The 18176-nt window shown below is 70.4% G+C and carries 14 protein-coding genes; 6 read left to right on the top strand and 8 right to left on the bottom strand.

Annotated elements, in window-relative coordinates; genetic code table 11:
- Window positions 1-33 precede the first annotated feature (33 nt).
- The gene (locus AB0O36_RS00635; RefSeq protein ID WP_365101965.1) at window positions 34-453 is read left to right on the top strand and encodes an OB-fold nucleic acid binding domain-containing protein; all 420 of its coding nucleotides are present in this window, start codon (window positions 34-36) and stop codon (window positions 451-453) included.
- 3 nt (window positions 454-456) lie between these two features.
- The gene (locus tag AB0O36_RS00640) at window positions 457-1197 is read left to right on the top strand and encodes a DUF3159 domain-containing protein (protein ID WP_365101968.1); all 741 of its coding nucleotides are present in this window, start codon (window positions 457-459) and stop codon (window positions 1195-1197) included.
- 240 nt (window positions 1198-1437) lie between these two features.
- Here AB0O36_RS00640 and AB0O36_RS00645 read toward each other — a convergent pair whose 3' ends face one another.
- On the bottom strand, window positions 1438-2100 hold the full coding sequence (locus AB0O36_RS00645; RefSeq protein ID WP_365101970.1) for a TrkA family potassium uptake protein: 663 nt from the start codon (window positions 2098-2100) through the stop codon (window positions 1438-1440).
- On the bottom strand, window positions 2097-2765 hold the full coding sequence (locus AB0O36_RS00650; protein WP_365101973.1) for a TrkA family potassium uptake protein: 669 nt from the start codon (window positions 2763-2765) through the stop codon (window positions 2097-2099). The genes AB0O36_RS00645 and AB0O36_RS00650 overlap by 4 nt, the downstream gene beginning before the upstream one ends.
- 197 nt (window positions 2766-2962) lie before the next feature.
- Between AB0O36_RS00650 and AB0O36_RS00655 the strand changes: the two genes are divergently transcribed.
- The 3 genes from AB0O36_RS00655 to AB0O36_RS00665 all read left to right on the top strand — a co-directional run bounded on the left by AB0O36_RS00655 (window position 2963) and on the right by AB0O36_RS00665 (window position 9558).
- A complete protein-coding gene (locus AB0O36_RS00655) occupies window positions 2963-5008 on the top strand; it encodes an APC family permease (RefSeq protein WP_365101976.1) in 2046 nt (681 codons plus the stop codon).
- 110 nt (window positions 5009-5118) lie between these two features.
- Window positions 5119-6489: a TRAM domain-containing protein gene (locus AB0O36_RS00660; RefSeq protein WP_365101979.1), complete on the top strand. Its 1371-nt coding sequence runs from the start codon at window positions 5119-5121 to the stop codon at window positions 6487-6489.
- 945 nt (window positions 6490-7434) lie between these two features.
- Window positions 7435-9558 carry a DNA/RNA helicase domain-containing protein gene (locus tag AB0O36_RS00665; RefSeq protein ID WP_365102527.1) on the top strand — a complete coding sequence of 708 codons (2124 nt, stop codon included), beginning with the start codon at window positions 7435-7437 and terminating at the stop codon, window positions 9556-9558.
- A gap of 55 nt (window positions 9559-9613) precedes the next feature.
- Here AB0O36_RS00665 and AB0O36_RS00670 read toward each other — a convergent pair whose 3' ends face one another.
- Together AB0O36_RS00670 and AB0O36_RS00675 are read right to left on the bottom strand one after the other, a co-directional pair.
- Window positions 9614-9742 (bottom strand): DUF6408 family protein, encoded by a 129-nt coding sequence (locus tag AB0O36_RS00670; protein WP_365101981.1) that lies wholly within the window; start codon window positions 9740-9742, stop codon window positions 9614-9616.
- A gap of 188 nt (window positions 9743-9930) precedes the next feature.
- Window positions 9931-11802: a DUF2075 domain-containing protein gene (locus tag AB0O36_RS00675; protein WP_365101983.1), complete on the bottom strand. Its 1872-nt coding sequence runs from the start codon at window positions 11800-11802 to the stop codon at window positions 9931-9933.
- A 328-nt stretch (window positions 11803-12130) separates the two neighbouring features.
- Here AB0O36_RS00675 and AB0O36_RS00680 point away from each other — a divergent pair, with 328 nt between their 5' ends.
- Window positions 12131-13171: a beta family protein gene (locus tag AB0O36_RS00680; protein WP_365101986.1), complete on the top strand. Its 1041-nt coding sequence runs from the start codon at window positions 12131-12133 to the stop codon at window positions 13169-13171.
- Window positions 13172-13235: 64 nt separating this feature from the next.
- Here AB0O36_RS00680 and AB0O36_RS00685 read toward each other — a convergent pair whose 3' ends face one another.
- Genes AB0O36_RS00685 through AB0O36_RS00700 form a run of 4 tightly spaced genes read right to left on the bottom strand, consistent with a single transcriptional unit; the run spans window position 13236 to window position 18140 of the window.
- Entirely contained in the window at window positions 13236-14885 is a 1650-nt protein-coding gene (locus AB0O36_RS00685; RefSeq protein ID WP_365101989.1) for a DUF6297 family protein, read from the bottom strand.
- Entirely contained in the window at window positions 14876-15601 is a 726-nt protein-coding gene (locus AB0O36_RS00690; protein ID WP_365101991.1) for an ABC transporter ATP-binding protein, read from the bottom strand. Before AB0O36_RS00690 ends, AB0O36_RS00685 begins: the two co-directional genes overlap by 10 nt.
- Window positions 15598-16704 (bottom strand): thiopeptide-type bacteriocin biosynthesis protein, encoded by a 1107-nt coding sequence (locus AB0O36_RS00695; protein ID WP_365101993.1) that lies wholly within the window; start codon window positions 16702-16704, stop codon window positions 15598-15600. Before AB0O36_RS00695 ends, AB0O36_RS00690 begins: the two co-directional genes overlap by 4 nt.
- Window positions 16701-18140, bottom strand: a complete 1440-nt coding sequence (locus tag AB0O36_RS00700) for a hypothetical protein (RefSeq protein ID WP_365101995.1) — start codon at window positions 18138-18140, stop codon at window positions 16701-16703. Before AB0O36_RS00700 ends, AB0O36_RS00695 begins: the two co-directional genes overlap by 4 nt.
- Between the last annotated feature and the right edge of the window lie 36 nt (window positions 18141-18176).

Genomic DNA, 18176 nt, shown 5'->3' on the forward strand with positions numbered 1-18176 from the left:
CGGGACCTCCGGGGCCGCCGGTACGCTTCCTGTATGAGTGCTGAACCGCGTCCCGACAAGCCCGCTAAACCGGCCAGGCCGGCGGGCCGGTTCCGCCGGATGATAGAGCGGCTGTCCTCCACCCAGGAGGAGCTGCATTCGGCGGAACTGCAGGAGGACGCAGAAGCCGCGGGGTGCACGCGGATCTGCGACTGCCACGACCGCCAGATAGTCAAGGTGACCGGAACGCTCCGTACCGTCACCCTGCGGCCGAGGGCGGGCGTGCCCGCGCTGGAGGCCGAGCTGTTCGACGGCTCGGCCGCACTGGACGTGGTGTGGCTCGGACGTCGCTCGATCGTGGGAATCGAGCCCGGCCGGCGCATGATCGCCTCCGGACGGATCTCGATGAGCCACGGCCGCCGGGTCCTCTTCAACCCGAAGTACGAACTCCGACCGCTCGGACAGGAGCACTAGCCGGTGACGTCAGTGGACAAGCCGACCCCTGAGCAGGCCGCGGCCGCCGCCGATCAGAAAGCGGTGACGCAGGCGGCGCTCTTCGATGCCTTCGGCGGCATCCGCGGCACCCTGGAGACGATGCTCCCGGGGCTGCTCTTCGTGATGATCTACACGGTCAACAAGGACGTGAAGATGTCCGCCATCGCGGCGGGCACGGTCGCGGTCCTGCTGGTGATCGTGCGGTTGCTGCGGCGGGACACCGTCAAGCACGCCTTCAGCGGGGTCTTCGGCGTCGCCGTGGGCGTCGCCTTCGCCCTCTTCACCGGCACGGCCAAGGGCTTCTACCTGCCGGGCATGATCTACGGCGCCGGCCTCGGCGTGGCCTTCACCCTCTCCGCGCTGGTCGGCTTCCCGCTGCTCGGCGTGGTCCTGGGGCCGGTCTTCAAGGAGAACCTCTCCTGGCGCACCCGGAACCCGGGCCGCAAGAAGGCGTACACCAAGGCGAGCCTGGCCTGGGGCATCATCTTCCTCGCCAAGTACGCCATCCTCTTCCCGCTGTACTGGTGGGGCGACGCGACCCAGCTGGGCTGGCTGCTGATCGCGCTGAAGCTGCCGCCGATGGTGCTGGCCGTGTACTTCACCTGGGTCTTCCTCGCGAAGGCCCCGCCGCCGATCGACGTCTTCGCCGAGATGGAGGCGGAGGAAGAGGCGGAACGCGCCCGCAAGGCAGCCGCCACCGGCGCCGACCGCCGCGAACGCTGACCCGTACGGGCACGAACCCGTACGGGCCCACGGACCGGTACGGGCGGACGAAGAGGGGCGGGGGGGGGGGGGGGGGGGCCCCCCCCCCCACGCCCCGCCCCGCCCCCCGGGGGGCGGGGGGGGGGCGGGGGGGGTGGCACCCTCTGCCCGTCCGGCCCCCGGCCCCGTTCGGGGGGTACTACGTGGGGGGGGGCCCCCCCCGGGCCCCCCCGCCCCTCTTCGCGCTCCGCGCGCAGCGTGTCAGCGTCGGGCCTGGAGGAGGTCCTCCAGCTGCTCCTCACGCGCCTGCGCCGCCACGAACAGCAGTTCGTCGCCCGCCTCCAGGGTCTCCTCGGGGCTCGGCGTCAGCACCCGGTTGCCCCGGATGATCGTCACCAGCGAGGTGTCCTGCGGCCACTCGATGTCGCCGATCTGGGTACCGGCCACCGAGGACTCCGGCGGCAGGGTCAGCTCGACCAGGTTCGCGTCGCCGTGGCTGAAGCGCAGCAGCCGGACCAGGTCGCCGACGCTCACCGCCTCCTCCACCAGGGCCGACATCAGACGCGGCGTGGAAACGGCGACGTCGACGCCCCACGACTCGTTGAACAGCCACTCGTTCTTCGGGTTGTTCACCCGGGCGACCACGCGCGGCACCCCGTACTCGGTCTTCGCCAGCAGCGAGACCACCAGGTTCACCTTGTCGTCACCCGTGGCCGCGATGACCACGTTGCAGCGCTGCAGGGCCGCCTCGTCCAGCGAGGTGATCTCGCAGGCGTCGGCCAGCAGCCACTCCGCCTGCGGCACCCGCTCCACCGAGATGGCCGTCGGCGCCTTGTCGACGAGGAGCACCTCGTGCCCGTTCTCCAGCAGCTCGCCCGCGATGGAACGGCCCACCGCGCCGGCTCCGGCGATCGCGACCCTCATGCGTGAGCCTCCTCGGGACCCTGGGCGAAGGCCTCCTCGACCTTCTCGATCTCGTCGACCCGCATCATCACGTGCACGAGGTCGCCCTCCTGCAGCACCGTCTGCGAAGTCGGCAGCATCGCCTCGCCCAGCCGGGTGAGGAACGCCACCCGGACCCCGGTCTCCTCCTGCAGCTTGCTGACCTTGTGCCCGATCCACGCGGTGGAGGTGTGCACCTCGGCGAGCTGCACCCCGCCGCTCGGGTCCCGCCACAGCGGTTCGGCACCCGAGGGCAGCAGCCGGCGCAGCATCTGGTCGGCGGTCCAGCGTACGGTCGCCACGGTCGGGATCCCCAGGCGCTGGTAGACCTCCGCGCGCTTGGGGTCGTAGATGCGGGCGGCGACGTTCTCCACACCGAACATCTCGCGGGCCACCCGGGCGGCGATGATGTTGGAATTGTCACCACTGGAGACCGCGGCGAAGGCGCCCGCCTCCTCGATCCCGGCCTCGCGCAGGGTGTCCTGGTCGAAGCCGACCCCGGTCACCCGGCGACCGCCGAATCCCGCTCCCAGCCGACGGAACGCGGTGGGGTCCTGGTCGATCACCGCGACCGTATGCCCCTGCTGCTCCAGGGTCTGCGCAAGGGCGGAGCCCACCCTTCCGCAGCCCATAATGACGATGTGCACGGCCGTCCTTCCGGCTGTCAGTGGCTGTTCTTCTCTTCAGCCCATTCACGCTCAGGCTTCACAGGGTCTCAGACCATGGCCCAAGCTACACACGGGCGGTCACGTTTGTGGTCCGCAAGCGCGCAGTGGTGCGTAATTGGTGAGGGCCACGGCCGGGGGTTGGGCACCGGTCTTTTCGAACGCTTACCATCCTCTCCGTGTCCAAACTGACCGACGTGCCCAAACGGATCCTGATCGGCCGGGCTCTGCGCAGCGACCGCCTGGGGGAAACGCTCCTCCCGAAGCGCATCGCACTTCCCGTCTTCGCCTCCGACCCGCTCTCCTCGGTCGCATACGCTCCCGGAGAGGTCCTGCTGGTCCTTTCGATCGCGGGCGTATCGGCCTACCAGTTCAGCCCGTGGATCGCGGCAGCGGTCGTCGTGCTCATGTTCACCGTGGTCGCCTCGTACCGGCAGAACGTGCACGCCTACCCGAGCGGCGGCGGCGACTACGAGGTCGCCAACACCAACCTCGGACCCAAGGCCGGACTCACCGTCGCCAGCGCGCTGCTCGTGGACTACGTCCTGACCGTGGCCGTGTCGATCTCCTCCGGTGTCGAGAACCTCGGATCAGCCGTGGATTTCGTCATCGAGCACAAGGTCCTCTCGGCGATGGTCATGATCCTTCTCCTCACCATCATGAATCTGCGCGGGGTGAAGGAATCCGGGAGCCTCTTCGCGATTCCGACGTACGTGTTCGTCGCCGCCGTCTTCATCATGATCGCCTGGGGTATCTGGCAGAGCACCGTGATGGGAGAGACGCTCACCGCACCCACCGCGGACCTGGAGATCAAGCCGGAACACCAGGGAATCGCCGGTTTCGCGCTGGTCTTCCTGCTGTTGCGCGCATTCTCCTCCGGCTGTGCGGCCCTGACCGGCGTCGAGGCGATCAGCAACGGCGTACCGGCCTTCCGGAAGCCCAAGAGCAAGAACGCGGCCAGCACCCTCGCCCTGATGGGCATCCTGGCCGTCACCATGTTCTGCGGGATCATCGGCCTGGCCATGGCCACCGACGTACGGATGGCCGAGAACCCGGCCCAGGACCTGCTCAGCAACGGGGTCCCGGTCGGTGACGCCTACGTCCAGCACCCGGTGATCTCCCAGGTCGCGGAGGCCGTCTTCGGCGAGGGCAGCTTCTTCTTCATCCTGCTCGCCGCCGCCACCGCACTGGTCCTGTTCCTCGCGGCCAACACGGCGTACAACGGCTTCCCGCTGCTCGGCTCGATCCTCGCCCAGGACCGCTACCTGCCGCGCCAGCTCCACACCCGCGGCGACCGCCTCGCCTTCTCGAACGGCATCGTGCTGCTGGCCGGCGCTGCCATGCTGCTGGTCTGGCTCTACGACGCCGACTCCACCAAGCTGATCCAGCTCTACATCGTCGGCGTGTTCGTCTCCTTCACGCTCAGCCAGATCGGCATGGTCCGGCACTGGAACCGGCACCTGCGGAGCGAGCACGACAAGGCCGCCCGCCGCCGGATGATCCGCTCCCGGGCCATCAACACCTTCGGAGCGATCTTCACCGGCCTGGTCCTGGTCGTGGTCCTGGCCACCAAGTTCACCCACGGCGCGTGGGTCGCCCTGCTCGGCATGCTGATCTTCTACGGCACGATGACCGCGATCCGGAAGCACTACGACCGGGTCGCCGACGAGATCGCCGCCGCCGACGGCCCCTCCGACGACAGCGTGCGCCCCTCCCGGGTCCACTCCATCGTCCTGGTGTCCAAGGTCCACAAGCCGACCCTGCGCGCCCTGGCCTTCGCCAAGCTGACCCGCTCCGACACCCTCGAAGCGCTCAGCATCAGCGTCGACCCGGCCGAGACCAGGGCCCTGCGGGCCGAGTGGGAGCGGCGCGGGATCAACGTCCCGCTCAAGATCCTCGACTCGCCGTACCGGGAGATCACCCGCCCGGTCATCGAGTACGTCAAGGGCCTGCGCAGCGAGAACCCGCGCGACGCGGTCAGCGTCTACATCCCCGAGTACGTGGTCGGCCGCTGGTACGAGCACGTCCTGCACAACCAGAGCGCGCTGCGCCTCAAGGGCCGGCTCCTCTTCACCCCGGGCGTGATGGTCACCTCCGTCCCGTACCAGCTGGAGTCCTCCGAGCTCGCCAAGAGGCGGGCGCGCAAGCGCCAGGACTGGAACGCGCCGGGCGCGGTCCGCCGGGGTCCGGTGGACACCCGCTCGAAGGAGAGCAGCAAGTCGTAAGAGCCTCTCCGGGCGACGTAGACTGATGGGTCGGCTGTCTCAGCGGGGATTCCCCGGGAGGCACCGGCCCGTCAGCCGTTCTTCCGCAGATCCTCTGGAGCTCCTTCACCATGACCACGCCGCAGCACGACAACACGCAGCAGTCGCCGGCGCGGGCGCAGGCGGAGCCGCTGTCGCTGATCGGGGAGGAGTACGAGGTCGAGGTCGGCCCCGTCGCGCACGGCGGCCACTGCATCGCCCGCACCGACGCCGGCCGGGTCCTCTTCGTCCGTCACGCCCTGCCCGGCGAGAAGGTCGTCGCCAAGGTCACCGAGGGCGACTCCGACTCCCGCTTCCTGCGTGCGGACGCGGTACGGGTGCTGGACGCGTCCAAGGACCGGGTCGAGGCCCCCTGCCCCTACGCCGGCCCCGGCAAGTGCGGCGGCTGCGACTGGCAGCACGCCAAGCCGGGCGCGCAGCGCCGCCTCAAGGGCGAGGTCGTCGCCGAGCAGCTCAGCCGCCTCGCCGGGCTGACCCCGGAGGAGGCCGGCTGGGACGGCACGGTCATGCCGGCCGAGGGCGACAAGCTGCCCGCCGGCCAGGTCCCGCAGTGGCGCACCCGCGTCCAGTACGCCATCGACGAGGACGGCCACGCGGGCCTGCGCAAGCACCGCTCCCACGACGTACAGGTCGTCGACCACTGCATGATCGCCGCCCCGGGCGTCTCGGAACTCGGCATCGAGAAGCGCGAATGGCCGGCCATGGCCTCGGTCGAGGCCATCGCGGCCTCCGGCTCCCAGGACCGCCAGGTCGTCCTCACCCCCCGCCCGGGAGGGCGCCTCCCGCTGGTCGAGCTCGACAAGCCGGTCTCGGTCCTCCGCGTCGAGGAGAAGGACGGCGGCGTCCACCGCGTCCACGGCCGCCCCTTCGTCCGCGAACGCTCCGACGGCCGCACCTACCGCGTCGGCATGGGCGGCTTCTGGCAGGTCCACCCCCAGGCCGCCGACACCCTGGTCCGCGCCGTCATGCAGGGCCTGATGCCCCGCAAGGGCGAGATGGCCCTCGACCTCTACTGCGGCGTGGGCATCTTCGCCGGCGCCCTGGCGGAACGCCTGGGCGAAACGGGCGCGGTCCTCGGCATCGAGTCGACGAAGCGCGCGGTGGAGGACGCCCGCCACAACCTTGCGGACTTCCCCCGCGTCCGCATCGAACAGGGCAAGGTCGAATCGGTCCTCCCGCGCACCGGCATCACGGAGTGCGACCTGATCGTCCTCGACCCGCCCCGCGCCGGCGCCGGCAAGCAGACCGTCCGCCACCTGGCCTCCCTCTCGGCCCGCCGCATCGCCTACGTCGCCTGCGACCCGGCCGCCCTGGCCCGCGACCTCGCCTACTTCGCCGAAGCCGGCTACAAGCCCCGCACCCTCCGCGTCTTCGACCTCTTCCCGATGACGCACCACGTGGAGTGCGTGGCGATCCTGGAGCCGGTCCGCGACGACGCCTGACTTGCGGCTTCAGTCGGGGAGCGCCGTCGCATCCTCCGGCAGCACTCGTGCACTCTTCAGGAAGCTGACGCCCTTCCTGTAACCTCGCCACTTCGGCCCGGCCGTGTCCCGTGAACACGACCGAGCCGAGGGCGGGTGCCCACACGCTGCGTGCGCGGGCGTTGACGTCACCTCACCGCCGTGATGAGGTCGGAGCTCCCGGATGTCGGCGGTCAGTGTGGCGCGGATGTCGGAGCCCAGCCGGCGTCTGCCGAAGAACTCGCAGGACTGCCGCATCAGCTCTTGGTCCGACATACCAGGGCACTTGGCGGCCAGCTCCCAGAGGGCAATCCGGTGCTCGACCGGGGCGACGTGCAGCACCTTCCGTCCGGCCTGACCGGTGTTCGGCGTGCGAGCCCGGAGCGTGACCCGGTTCGGAACGTCGAAGAATCGACCGGGACGGGTGTCAAAGTGATGAAGTACACGCTTGGCGATGAACTCGGCCTCTGCACGGTTGTCGCGACGGCCACCGCGATCGTAGACGCCGTCGGACTGGAAGAAGGAAGCCCCGACGTCGTGACCCTGCCGAGGTGTTCGTGCTCGTACTCGGACTCGGTGACCGTGGTCCACCGGCCTGCCCGCATGTGCGGCCCCCGCTTTGTTGCTTCCTGCTGAGAGCTGACCGGCTCGGCCATCCGGTGGTAGAGAAGGCTTTCGGGAGATCCTAACGGTGGGCAGTGACATCCGGCGCAGCCGAGATGAACCGGGCACGGAGCTGCCGGGGCGTGGCCCAGTGTGATCCGGCCATGATGGTCGTGGTTTCGGCCGACGGCCGTGGCGGGGTGCCTGGGCGTGGAGCCGTTCCTTAAGATCACCGGAACCGATTGCGGCCCGACGGGCTTCCCCGCGAGGACATGCCCCCACCCGCACGAGTCACTCGTGCCCTGGGGGAACCACCTCGTGTCCATGCTCCTGCTGAAGTTGTCGGCGCAAGATCTGCTCACGCTGAACGCCCGACGCCGTATGGTCCCGCACCTTGCCGCCCGATGGCGGCATTTCCGGGGGGCCGACGCTTCGCTGTCGGAACGGTCCGCATGGGCGGAGAGCCTCGTCAGCCTTGCGAGCGACCTCGTGGTAGCAGGGCGCGGAAACGTGGAGATGATCGTCGAATGCGCCGCGACGATCGACGAGAGTGACCGGCCCGGTGATCCTCGGCTGATCGATGTCGTCCTGGTGGGCCGGCATCCGGAGCGGAGCGTGCCGTCCGTGCAGTTGGTCGAGTTGAAGCGCTGGTCGATGGTAACCAGGGTGGAACGGGCCACCGCGGAGCTGGTCCACGTGACGGGAATGGGGGAGAAGAAGCACCCGGTTCTCCAATTGCGCGACTACTACCAGGCGTTCACGAGTGATCGCGGACCCTTCGGGAACCTTGATTTCGCGTGCGGTGGTTTCGCCTACCTGCACAACGCCACGGACGATTCGGTGCGCGCCCTGATCGATGTGGATGCGCCGATGGGCGCCTACGGGCATGTCTACACCAGTGACCGGCGGGAGCGGTTGCTGTCAGACCTCCGCAAGAACTTCGCGGAAGACGGTGCCATGTCCCAAGCGGAGACGATGCTGCAGAGGATGGGCCTGCGTAACACGCCCCTGCTCGACGCGATGATCGAGTCCCGCGGAGACGACACCGTGTTCACCCTGCGGGGGGCACAGAAAGAGGTTGCTGATCAAGTCCTGGAGGCTGCCGCCAAGGTGCTCCCGGATCCCGCGCGTCCTGCCCTCGTCCCGGACGAACGGAGAGTGGTCTTCTTGGTGACCGGTGGAGCCGGTACGGGCAAGAGTGCGATCGGCCTCCAGATCAAGGCGGAACTGGAGGCGCAGGGGCGGACGGTCAAGTACGCCAGCGGCAGCAGGGCCTTCAACGGAGCACTTCAGGAGCACGTCGGGTACGGAGACCGGGAGTTCAGGGAGTCCTTCACCTACTTCAGTAGCTTCGTCACCCCGCCGGACCCGCCGCTGGACGTGTTGATCTGCGACGAGGCGCACCGTCTTCGCGACCGCTCCACGAACCGGTTCTGGAAGCCGGAGGACTGGGGCACCGGCCCGCAGGTCGACGAGCTCCTGGCGGCTTCGCGGCTCACCGTCTTCTTCCTGGACGAGGGCCAGTCGGTCCGGCCGAACGAGGTGGGCACCGTAGCCCTCATCGAGGACGCGGCCAGGCGGCACGACGCCCGACTCGTCCCGAGCAATCTCCGGGAGCAGTACCGGTGTGGCGGGAGCGACGCATACATCCGCTGGGTGCAGGCGGTGCTCGGCGTCTCCGGCGAGCCCGTCGAGCAGTGGCGGCCGGACGGACTGATGCACATCGAAGTTGCTGACACTCCCGAGGAGCTTGAAGGGATCATCCGTGCCGAAGCACTGGCCGGGGCCTCGGGACGCATGGTCGCCGGCTACTGCTGGCCCTGGACGAAACCGCTCGGCAAGGAAAGGCGGCTGGAGGCCGACGTACGGATCGGCGACTGGCACCGCCCCTGGAACGCCGACAGTGAAAGCTACTGCGAGGGAGGTCAGGCACCTCCTGCGAAGACCTGGTCCGTCGATGCGAACGGCCTCGGACAGATCGGCTGCGTGTACACGGCGCAAGGTCTCGAGTGGGACTGGTGCGGGGTGATCATGGGCGAGGACATGGTGCGCCGTGGAGACAAGTGGGTCTTTCGCAGGGGCAAGGAACGCAAGGAGGAGGGCTCGAAGATCAAGCGGGTGGGCCTCCCCGGCTCCTTCGACCCGAAGGTGCGACCAGGCAGCGTCGACGACGAAGAGTTCGCCCGGTTGATCCGCCACGCCTACCACGTGCTGATGACCAGGGCCAGCCGCGCGACGGTGCTGTACTCCACCGACGCGGAAACGCGGGCGTACCTCAAGCAACTCGTCGGCGAGGTCGAGATCCACGGCTTGCGCCCCACCTGGGCGAACCTGCCCCCCGAAGCCCGCAAGCCGCATCTTCCGAGGCCGCGCCGAGGAACGGGCAGTCGAGGCAAGCGGAAGCGGAGGGCGAATGAGGCGAAGGGCCCGGACCTGAGGCTGTTCTGACGCGGAACCCCGAGGAATTGGGAGGCAGGCTCACCGGGCCCGCCTCCCGCCTGCGTCAGAAGAGCAGGCTCGCAATCGCGGCCAGAGTCGCCACCAGAAGGTTGGAGACGACTCCCGCAGCGATGTCGATCAGGATCCTGCGGATCCGGTCACGACGCGCAGACTTGTACTCGACCGAGGTCATGGCCACTCCAGAGCAGTGAGATACGGAATGGCAGGGGGACGCCCTACCGGGTATCCACGCTCACGTCGTGTGTCGCCACATGACGGGCACAACCATTCGTCACCCGCTGCCCGTTGGGGTCAGCGCACGACCATCGCCTCGTACCCTCCGGGAAGGTGCGCAGCGCACTGATGCTAACCCGTTTGGGATCAATGTGCTGCGGGGATCAGGGAGCGGAGCTTTCTGCGGGTCTCGGCGTCTGTCGAGTAGACGACCGTTCCGATCATGCCGCGGGTCAGGAGCACCTTGTACGTATTGCGGATCAGGCGGTCGATGTCCTCGTCAGGCGTCGCCTTCGTGAAGGAGGGGTCCTTCGAGGCGGTGCGGTCGACCACCCAGCGGTCCGTCCGCCAGACCAGGTCCGGGCCCATGATCACGCCCGACCAGTCGTATTCGAAGCCCTGGGCGGTGTAGACACAGCCGACCTGGCCGAAGCCTGCGGGATCAGTGGCCCAGAGCGGAGCCGGCGGTGCGCCCAGCAGGGATCGGTCCCCGTACAGGTTCCACGGCCTCGACCAGTCGCCGATGGCCACGTCCGCGGGCAGCGTCGTCATCGCCGGAGTGATCTTCGTGGTCCACTTCCAGCAGTAGCCGGCGGAAAGACGGGCGCCGTACCCTTGCGCACGCTTGTCGCAGAGGAGGTCCTCCAGTTCCTGTGGGCTGTCCACCGTAAGCAGCTGTACCTTGCCGTCCGGCTCCCACTCGATCGGCCCCTCGCCCTCCAGGCCCAGGAGACCGGTCACCCAACGCAAGTAGGCGTCGCTGCCTCCGCACCGGAACTGGCTGTCCAGCTCGACCAGTGTGAAGTCCACTTCCTGTTCGGCCGCAGCCTGCCTGATCTGCTCGACGGTACCCATCTCGCCGGGACGTACCACCTGGTGCTGGTCGAGGAGGAACACCGGGACACGGGCGGCGTCGATCAGCTCCACCACCTGCGGGCGGCCGGTGCGGAGGGCGGCCTTGGTGTAGCGGTTGGCGGACGTCTTGCGGAGCCGGTGCGCCTCGTCGCAGACGAGCACGTCGATGTCGTTGGGCTCGGCCTCCATGAAGCTGTTGAAGTAGCGGAACAGGCGCTGGACCTCGGGCTTGCGGGCGCCCGCGACCTTGCGCATGGTCTTCGTGAACGACTGCGAACCGGTGGCATGGAGGGCCGGTACGCCGCGCCGGTAGAGGTCGCCGAGAACGGACAGGGCGATCACGCTCTTGCCGGATCCGGGCCCGCCGGTCACAACGACCACCTGCTTGCGGTTGGCGCGGCGCGCCTTGCGGACCGCCGCCATCACCGTCTCGTAGGCGAGTCGCTGTTCGTCCAGCAGCACGAACTGCTCGCGGTCGCGGACCTCGTCGGCGGCCACGGCCATCAGCTGCCTGGACGGACGGATCCTGGCCTGAAGGAGGTCGTCAGCGGCGGCAGCGCCAGGCTTCGCGGCCAGCCTCGAACGCAGGTAGTCGAGGAACGCGCCACGTTGATCGCCGGTGAACATGCGGCCGCGGCGGTCCTCCTCGACCTCGCGCAACCCGACGACCCCGAACTCGGTCGCGTTGTGCAGGTAGGCCACTCCAGTGACGGAGTCGGGGTTCCTTTCGAGAGCCCCGTTGAATGAGACAAGGTAGTCGCAGTAACCGCGAACCTGCTCGATGGGGTTCAGTACGGGCTCGCGGTAGGAGGGCACACTGCACCGCAGCGGATCGTCGTCCACCGGGTGGGCCTCGCTCCACTGCTTGAGTTCCACGATGACGTACGACGGCTCCCCGGACACCGGATGGATGCCGGCCAGTATTACGTCCGCGCGCTTGCTCGTCAGCGGCAGTCCGTACTCCAGCAGCATCTCGACCTCACCGAGACCTGCTTCGACCAGAGCGTGGGTGAGCGCGGGGATGCTCCGCTCCCAGGAGCGCACCTCCGAAGCGTGCGGCTTGTGGCCGTGCCTGTGCAGGAAGTTCTCGCTCAGGAGTTCTGACAGCCGGCCTTCGAGGCGGGTGCGGTTGGCCAAGGACGCCGCGGACTCACGGAACAGCAAGAAATCGCCCCCAGGCAGCACGGAGTAGCTCGTGCGGGTGGGGGCGTGTCCTTCGGTTCCACGTGAGGTGGAGCGGAAGCCCGGCGGGCCGCTGAGATTGTCCTTGCCATCTTATGACAGTGAGTGATCAAGCAGCCAGGCCGGTGATCGTGATCAGGACCGGCGCCTCAGGGTCGATCACGGCATTGCGGAAGAGTGGCGCGCTGGATCAGGCACGTTCGCGGCGGCTCGGCAGATGGCTGAAACAGCGCTCTTTCCCGGTGCGTAACGACTGCTCACTCTGGAGATCGGAGAGGTAGGTCGAGGTTGCGCCAAAGAGGGAGCCGCCATGACCAGACCGCTGTACGTTCCTGTCCTGCCGACCCGGCCGCATGCGGTGGACGCCTACTCTCGGCTTCGGCCGGAAGCGCAGAACGCAATGGCGCCGGTCTGGAATCTGCCGCCACGTCCCGGACTCGCACCGGCCGAGCTCGCGGCGAAGGTCCGGAAGGACCTGGCTGCAGTAACCAGGGTCCAGAGGTACCGTCCTGCTTGGCTGGACGCTCCGTTCGCGGACGAGGACGAAATATCCGTACTCGCTGAGCTGATGCCGGAGACGAGCGCGTTCGCGCTGCTGCGCCCGGTGACCGGGCCTGAAAGGCCCGAGGTGCAGCAGGCCGTGGCCCTGCAGACTGCCCGGACTGCCGGCGACGGACTGGGCATACGGGTTCGGGTGCCAGGTCAGTGGGACGGTCGTACGGGCGACCGGGTACGCCACCTCCTCGAGAGGTCCGAACCGGTGGTTCGGATGGACCTCCTTCTGGACCTGGGCGCTGTACAAGCCGACAGGGCTGACGCCGGCAAGGAGGCCCTGCGCGCCTTGGACTCTCTCGTCCCGCTGACGCCCTGGCGAACCGTCGCTGTACTCAGTGGCGGATTTCCCCTCGTCACGGCCGACATGCTCGACAGGGGACTGTGTGAAGTGCCGAGGACAGAGCTGTACATGTGGCATGAGGTCGCTGCCGGCGGCCGTGCATACCAGGGGCTACTCAGCTATGGGGACTACGGAATACAGCCGGCCGAAGCCATCAGCCTGCCCCCTCGTTCGGGTGGGGGCGGACCGTCCTGGGGCTTTCTCCGTTACACGCTCGACGGAGCCTTCCTGCTCGGCAGGGTGCTCGCGTCGGGCCGTGGCCGCGACGCACACAATCGTGCAATCGCCCGTGAGTTCCTTGCGCATCCGGGATTCCGCGGCCCGGCTGCCGGCGGTGGGGAAAGCTGGCTGCGGGACTGTGCCCATGGAATTGGCCGAGGGGGGACGGGTAACTTCGGCACGTGGCTGCGGGTCGGAAACCTGCAGCATATGACCTACGCCGTGCGGCAACTGTGACGCGCGCGGATCCGCACCTCCGACGTCCCCGGACCGCAGTCCGGGGTCCGGGGTGGCTTCGGGATCAGCTGTGCAGGTCCTTGGCCTGGTGGCGGATGCGGCGGACTGTCCAGGCCAGGACGGTTGCGGAGCGGATGGCCAGCCAGAGGGTGTCTGCGTCGGGGGTGGCGGTTGGGTGGTACGCCGTGTGCCAGAGGTAGGGGGCCGTGACGAAGGCTGCGGCCAGGGTGGGGGCCAGGCGCCAGAGGATGAACGGCAGGGCTGCGTACCAGTCGAGGGACAGGGCCAGCAGGTCGTAGCGGGGGGCACCGCGGTAGGCGCCCACCAGGGTGGTGCCGACCAGGGCGGGGCCCGCGAGCAGGAGTGCCGTGGCGTAGGCGCCGAGGGGTCCCTCGCCCGAGAGCAGGGACGCGGTCCAGGCGGCACCGCCGGCGGTCCAGAGGAAGGCGGTCGGTACCGCCAGGTGGGAGAGGGCCAGGGCGCCGGGTGAGAGGGGTAGCAGCAGGGCTCGGCGCGGTCGGTCCGTGTCCTGGTAGGCCGGTTCGGAGAGTGCTACCGCCGCGAGATAGGGCGGTACGACGAGGAGCAGGCCCATGAATGCTGCTTTGAGGGGGCCGGCGGATTGATGGTTTGGCTCCGTCAGCCAGTCCGTCACCAGGTGGAGTTGGGCGAAGCCGGCGACCAGGGCGGCGCAGGCCAGGAGCGGGCGCCAGGGGTGGCGGAGGAGGATGACGGCGTCCCGCCAGAGCGGTACCGCCCAGCGGGAGCGCGGCATCGGGATGCGGGCCGTCCACCGGCGTCGGCCGCCGGTCGACTGGAGGACGAGGGTCAGTGCGCGCAGGTCCAGCAGCGTCGCGCCCTGGGTGACCTCCCGCCCGGTGCGGGCCCGGGAGAGGAGTGCGTCCGTGGGGATGGCCGCCGCGGTGCGGAACGCCTTGCGCAGGGTGATCGTCGTACACGCGGCGAGGCCGGCGAGTGCCGCCGCCCAGGTCAGGGGGGAGTTGTGTTCGGATGCTGTGGCGACGGCCGCTCCTGCCCAGCCCCAGGGGCCTGACCAGGCAGCCACCTCGGTCACCGCGGGCGCCGAGGTTCCGCAGGTGAGTACGGTCGCTCCGGCCAGTGCCAGACCGGCGCCGAGCAGCCGGATCCGGCCCGCCTGGATGGGATTGGCCTCGGCCACGGTGCCCAGACCGACTGCGAGAGCGGCCAGTGCCAGGTGGGCGAGGAGTGCCACGGGGAGGGTCTCGTAACGCTGTTCGGCCTGGAGGGTCAGGGCCAGTGCGGCGGCCAGGGCGCCGGTGGGGAGGGCCGCCGCGCAGGCGACGGCCACGGCCCGTACGAGGCGAGGGCGCAGGAGTCGGCCCCGGTCGCCGGGCAGCGGCAGGAGCCAGGTGATCTCGGCGGGGCTGAGCAGTACCGGGCCCAGACGGATGCACAGGGCGATCTGGCCGGCGAAGAGGAGCAGCGTGGTGCCGACCACCCCGGCGCGGGCGGCCGGCCCGCCGGACCATCCCAGTCCCTGGCCGATGCCCGGTGCCGCCTGGACCAGGCCCGCGAGTACCACCAGTGCGGAGACTGCCGCGCACACCCAGGTCCACACGTCGTCGAACCTGGGCCGGCCGGCGCCGCGTTCGCGCCGGGCCCGCGTCGCGGTGGCCACGGCCGTGGCGGTGGCGTCCCGCTCCTCGGCGGTGGGTTCGGTGGTCACCGCCACGGTGAGACCTCCGCTACGCCGGTCACTTCGGCGGGGGTGCCCAGGGCGACCGTCCGGCCCCGGTCCAGGAGCAGCACCCGGTCGGCGGCCTCCTCGACGGTGGCGCGGTCGTGCGAGGCCAGCAGTACGGCCGTGCCGGCGGCCTTCGCCGCCCGGAGTGCGGCGGCCAGCCTGCGCCGGGCGGCGGTGTCCAGGCGCTGTTCGGGCTCGTCCACGACGATCAGGCGGGCCGGACGGACCAGGACCGAGGCGAGCAGTAGCATCTGGCGCTGTCCCGCCGACAGGGCGTCGGGGAAGGCGTCGCCGCGGTGGTCCAGGCCGAGTTCGGCCAGCACCCGGTCGGTGGCGGCGTCGGCCCGGGAGCCGAGGCCGTGGGCGGTGGCGATCATGCGTATGTGCTCCGCGACGGTGAGGTCGGGGAAGCATTCGGCGCCGTCGAGGAGCAGCCCGACGTCCCGCCGGAAGGAGGGGGCCGCCTCGCGCGGTGCGGTCCCCGCGAAGCGGACCTCGCCCCGGTCCGGCTGCTGGCGGCCCACGCAGACGCGCAACAGGGTCGACTTGCCGGAGCCGTTGGCGCCGGCGAGAGCCAGACACGCGCCGGGCTCCAGGGCCAGGGAGACGTCGGCCAGGACGGTCTCCTCGGCGTAGGCGACGTGGATGTCCTGCGCGGACAGCAGGCCGGTGTTCCGGGAAATGTCATCGACGGCGTCAGTCACGCCCGTACCCCTTCGCCGCCGGTACCGGCAGTCGCTGTACCGGCAGTCGCTGTACCGGCAGTCGCCGTGCCGGCAGTCGCCGTACCGACCGTGGCCGTATCGGCCGTGGGTGTCCCGGTTGGGGCCCGCAGCAGCCGGGCAGCGGCCTCCGCCAGAATGTATTCATCGTGCACGAATATACCCATGCGATTGAGCGTCATATGGGTGTGGGAGATCAGCAGGCCGGATCGGGCGGGTGCGGTGGGGGCGAGGGGCAGGAGGGCGGCCAGCGCCTCGGCCCACGGTGACACCGCCGAGGCCCGTGCGGTGAGCGCCGGGGCGTTCACCCGCCCGCGGGACAGCAGGAGTTGGGCCCAGTCGGCGGCATGCTGCGCCAGCAGCGCGGTGGGGAACACCTCCTGAGGGGCGGACCGGGACCAGCCGCTCCAGTAGTCGGCGTGAGCCCGCAACTGGGCCATTGCCGGATCGGCTTCGCCGTCGTCGGCCGCCGGCCCGCCCTCCTGCCGCACCCCGTCGTCGGCCAACGCCGCTGCCTTGAGCAGGACTTCGGTGCCCAGCAGCCGCAGCCGCAGGTCGTCCAGCTCGGACCGGGCCGCACGCAGGGCCAGTTCGCTGGAGAGCGTGAACACCTCCTCGGTCGCCTCCAGCGCCGCCCCGGTGCCGTATCGGTCGGTCTCCGGTACGTAGTCGGCCGCGTGCACACCGGGCGGCAGCACCGTCGCGGCGAGCCGCCGGTCCACCGTCGGGTCGGAGACGACCGAGGCCGCCGCCAGGTCGCCGATGGAGGCCAGGTAGCCCTCGGGGTCGTGACCCTCGCGGGGAACGTCGGCGAAGGCGCGCCGTACCGCCGCGTCCAGCGCGTCGGGCGTGGCGGCACGGCCGGCGCCGGGCTGTGGCAGGAGGCGGATCCGCAGGTGCGGGCCGCCCTCCCAGTAGCGGATGAAGAACCACCGGTGCAGCAGTCCGGCCTCGCGCAGCGGGGCCAGCAGCGCCGGGAGCTGTTCCCGTACCAGCGGCGTGAGCCGGTCCGTACCCTCCGCGTCGGCGGGTACGTGTACGTGCCAGGAGAGCCAGCCGTCGGGGTTGGGGGCGGGGGTGCTCATGCACGACCTCCGGGGAAGTGGCGGACGTCGAGGGCGGGCTCGGTGAACCGGTTGGGCCCGCAGGCCAGTTGGTAGACCGGCACCCGGTCCGGTCCCAGGCCCAGCGCGGTGGCGGCACCCTCGGCGTCGTAGCTGCGCAGCGGCCGTGCGAACAGCCCGTGCGCGGCCATCGCGTACGACAGGTGCTGGGCGGTCCAGCCCGCGGCGGCCAGCAGGTCGGCCGCCAGCCGGGGCGCGGGCGCGTCCGACGTACGGCAGGCGGCCGTCACGTCCGCGGTGACCAGCCACACCAGGTTGCACGCGTCGAGTTCGAAGGCGAGGCCGGGCGCGGCGGCGGAGTCCACGAGGAGCGCGCCGCGCGCTGTCCCGAGCTCCCCGACGCGGCGGGCCGTGCCGTCGAAGCCGATCTCGTAGCAGCCGTCCGCCACGTCCTCCACCTCGCGCACCCAGCAGAACAGGCCGAGGCCGGATCGGGCGGGCAGCAGCGTGCCGAGGCCGCGGCCGCTGCTCGCGAGGGTGCTCAGGGCTGCGTGCCACAGCGCGGCGGGTGCCGGGCGGTGAGCGCCGGTGAAACCGGAGACGCCGCGCGGCGCCCGGCCGCTGTTGCGCGCCCAGACCACCTGGTTCCAGGTCGTGGCACCGGATCCGGCGGATGGCGCGATGACCGGCGACGGGGTTCCCCCGGGGTCCGGCGACGGGACCGGCGGCGCCTCCGGATCGGGGGTCATGACGTAGCCGGGCACAGCAGCGCCCGGCAGCGGGGCGGCCCACGCCTCGGCGGCCCCGGACGGCCCCGCGATGCTCAGCGGTCGGCCCAGGGCCCTGCCCAACAGGGCGAGCGAGGCCAGGACATGACCGGTTTCCAGGCCGGTCAGCACGGTGCGCAGCGGTCCGTAGAACGACGGCAGGGCGTCGGGGAGCGCGAACGTCCGGATGTGGTCCCCGCCTTCGCCACCCCCGGGCGCGGGCACGGCGAGGGCGTCGCCCGCCTCGGGCCGCGGGAAGCGGCCGACGCCGTCCTCCTGGGCGACCAGCCGCACCGGGAACTTGGCCCGGGGCGACGGATACGCCCGGTGTTCGGGATACGGGTTGTCGACCTCGAAGCGCACCGGGGCACAGACGGTGGCGGCCACCTCGTACAGGGACACCTCCGAAGCGGGTGCCGCGGCGGGCCAACGGGTCCGCGCCAGCAGGTCCCAGCGCGCGGGCAGGCCGCCACCGGTTGCGTCGGTTGCGTCGGTCGCGTCGGTTACGTCGGTCGCGTCGGTCGCCAGGGCGGCAACGGCCGAGCGCACCCGCTGGCGCTCGGGGCGTGCTTCGGGGTCCACCCGGGTGTCACCGGACGGCACGGCCATCAGGATCGCCTTCAGCGAGGCAGGGCGGGCCGGGCCGGAGCCGGGCTCGGGGGCGGGAGGGGGAGGGGGCGCAACGACCACGGAGGGCAGCCACTTCCTTCGTGCGGAACGGGGACG

This window comes from Streptomyces sp. NPDC089799 (assembly GCF_040684755.1).
Lineage (GTDB): Bacteria > Actinomycetota > Actinomycetes > Streptomycetales > Streptomycetaceae > Streptomyces.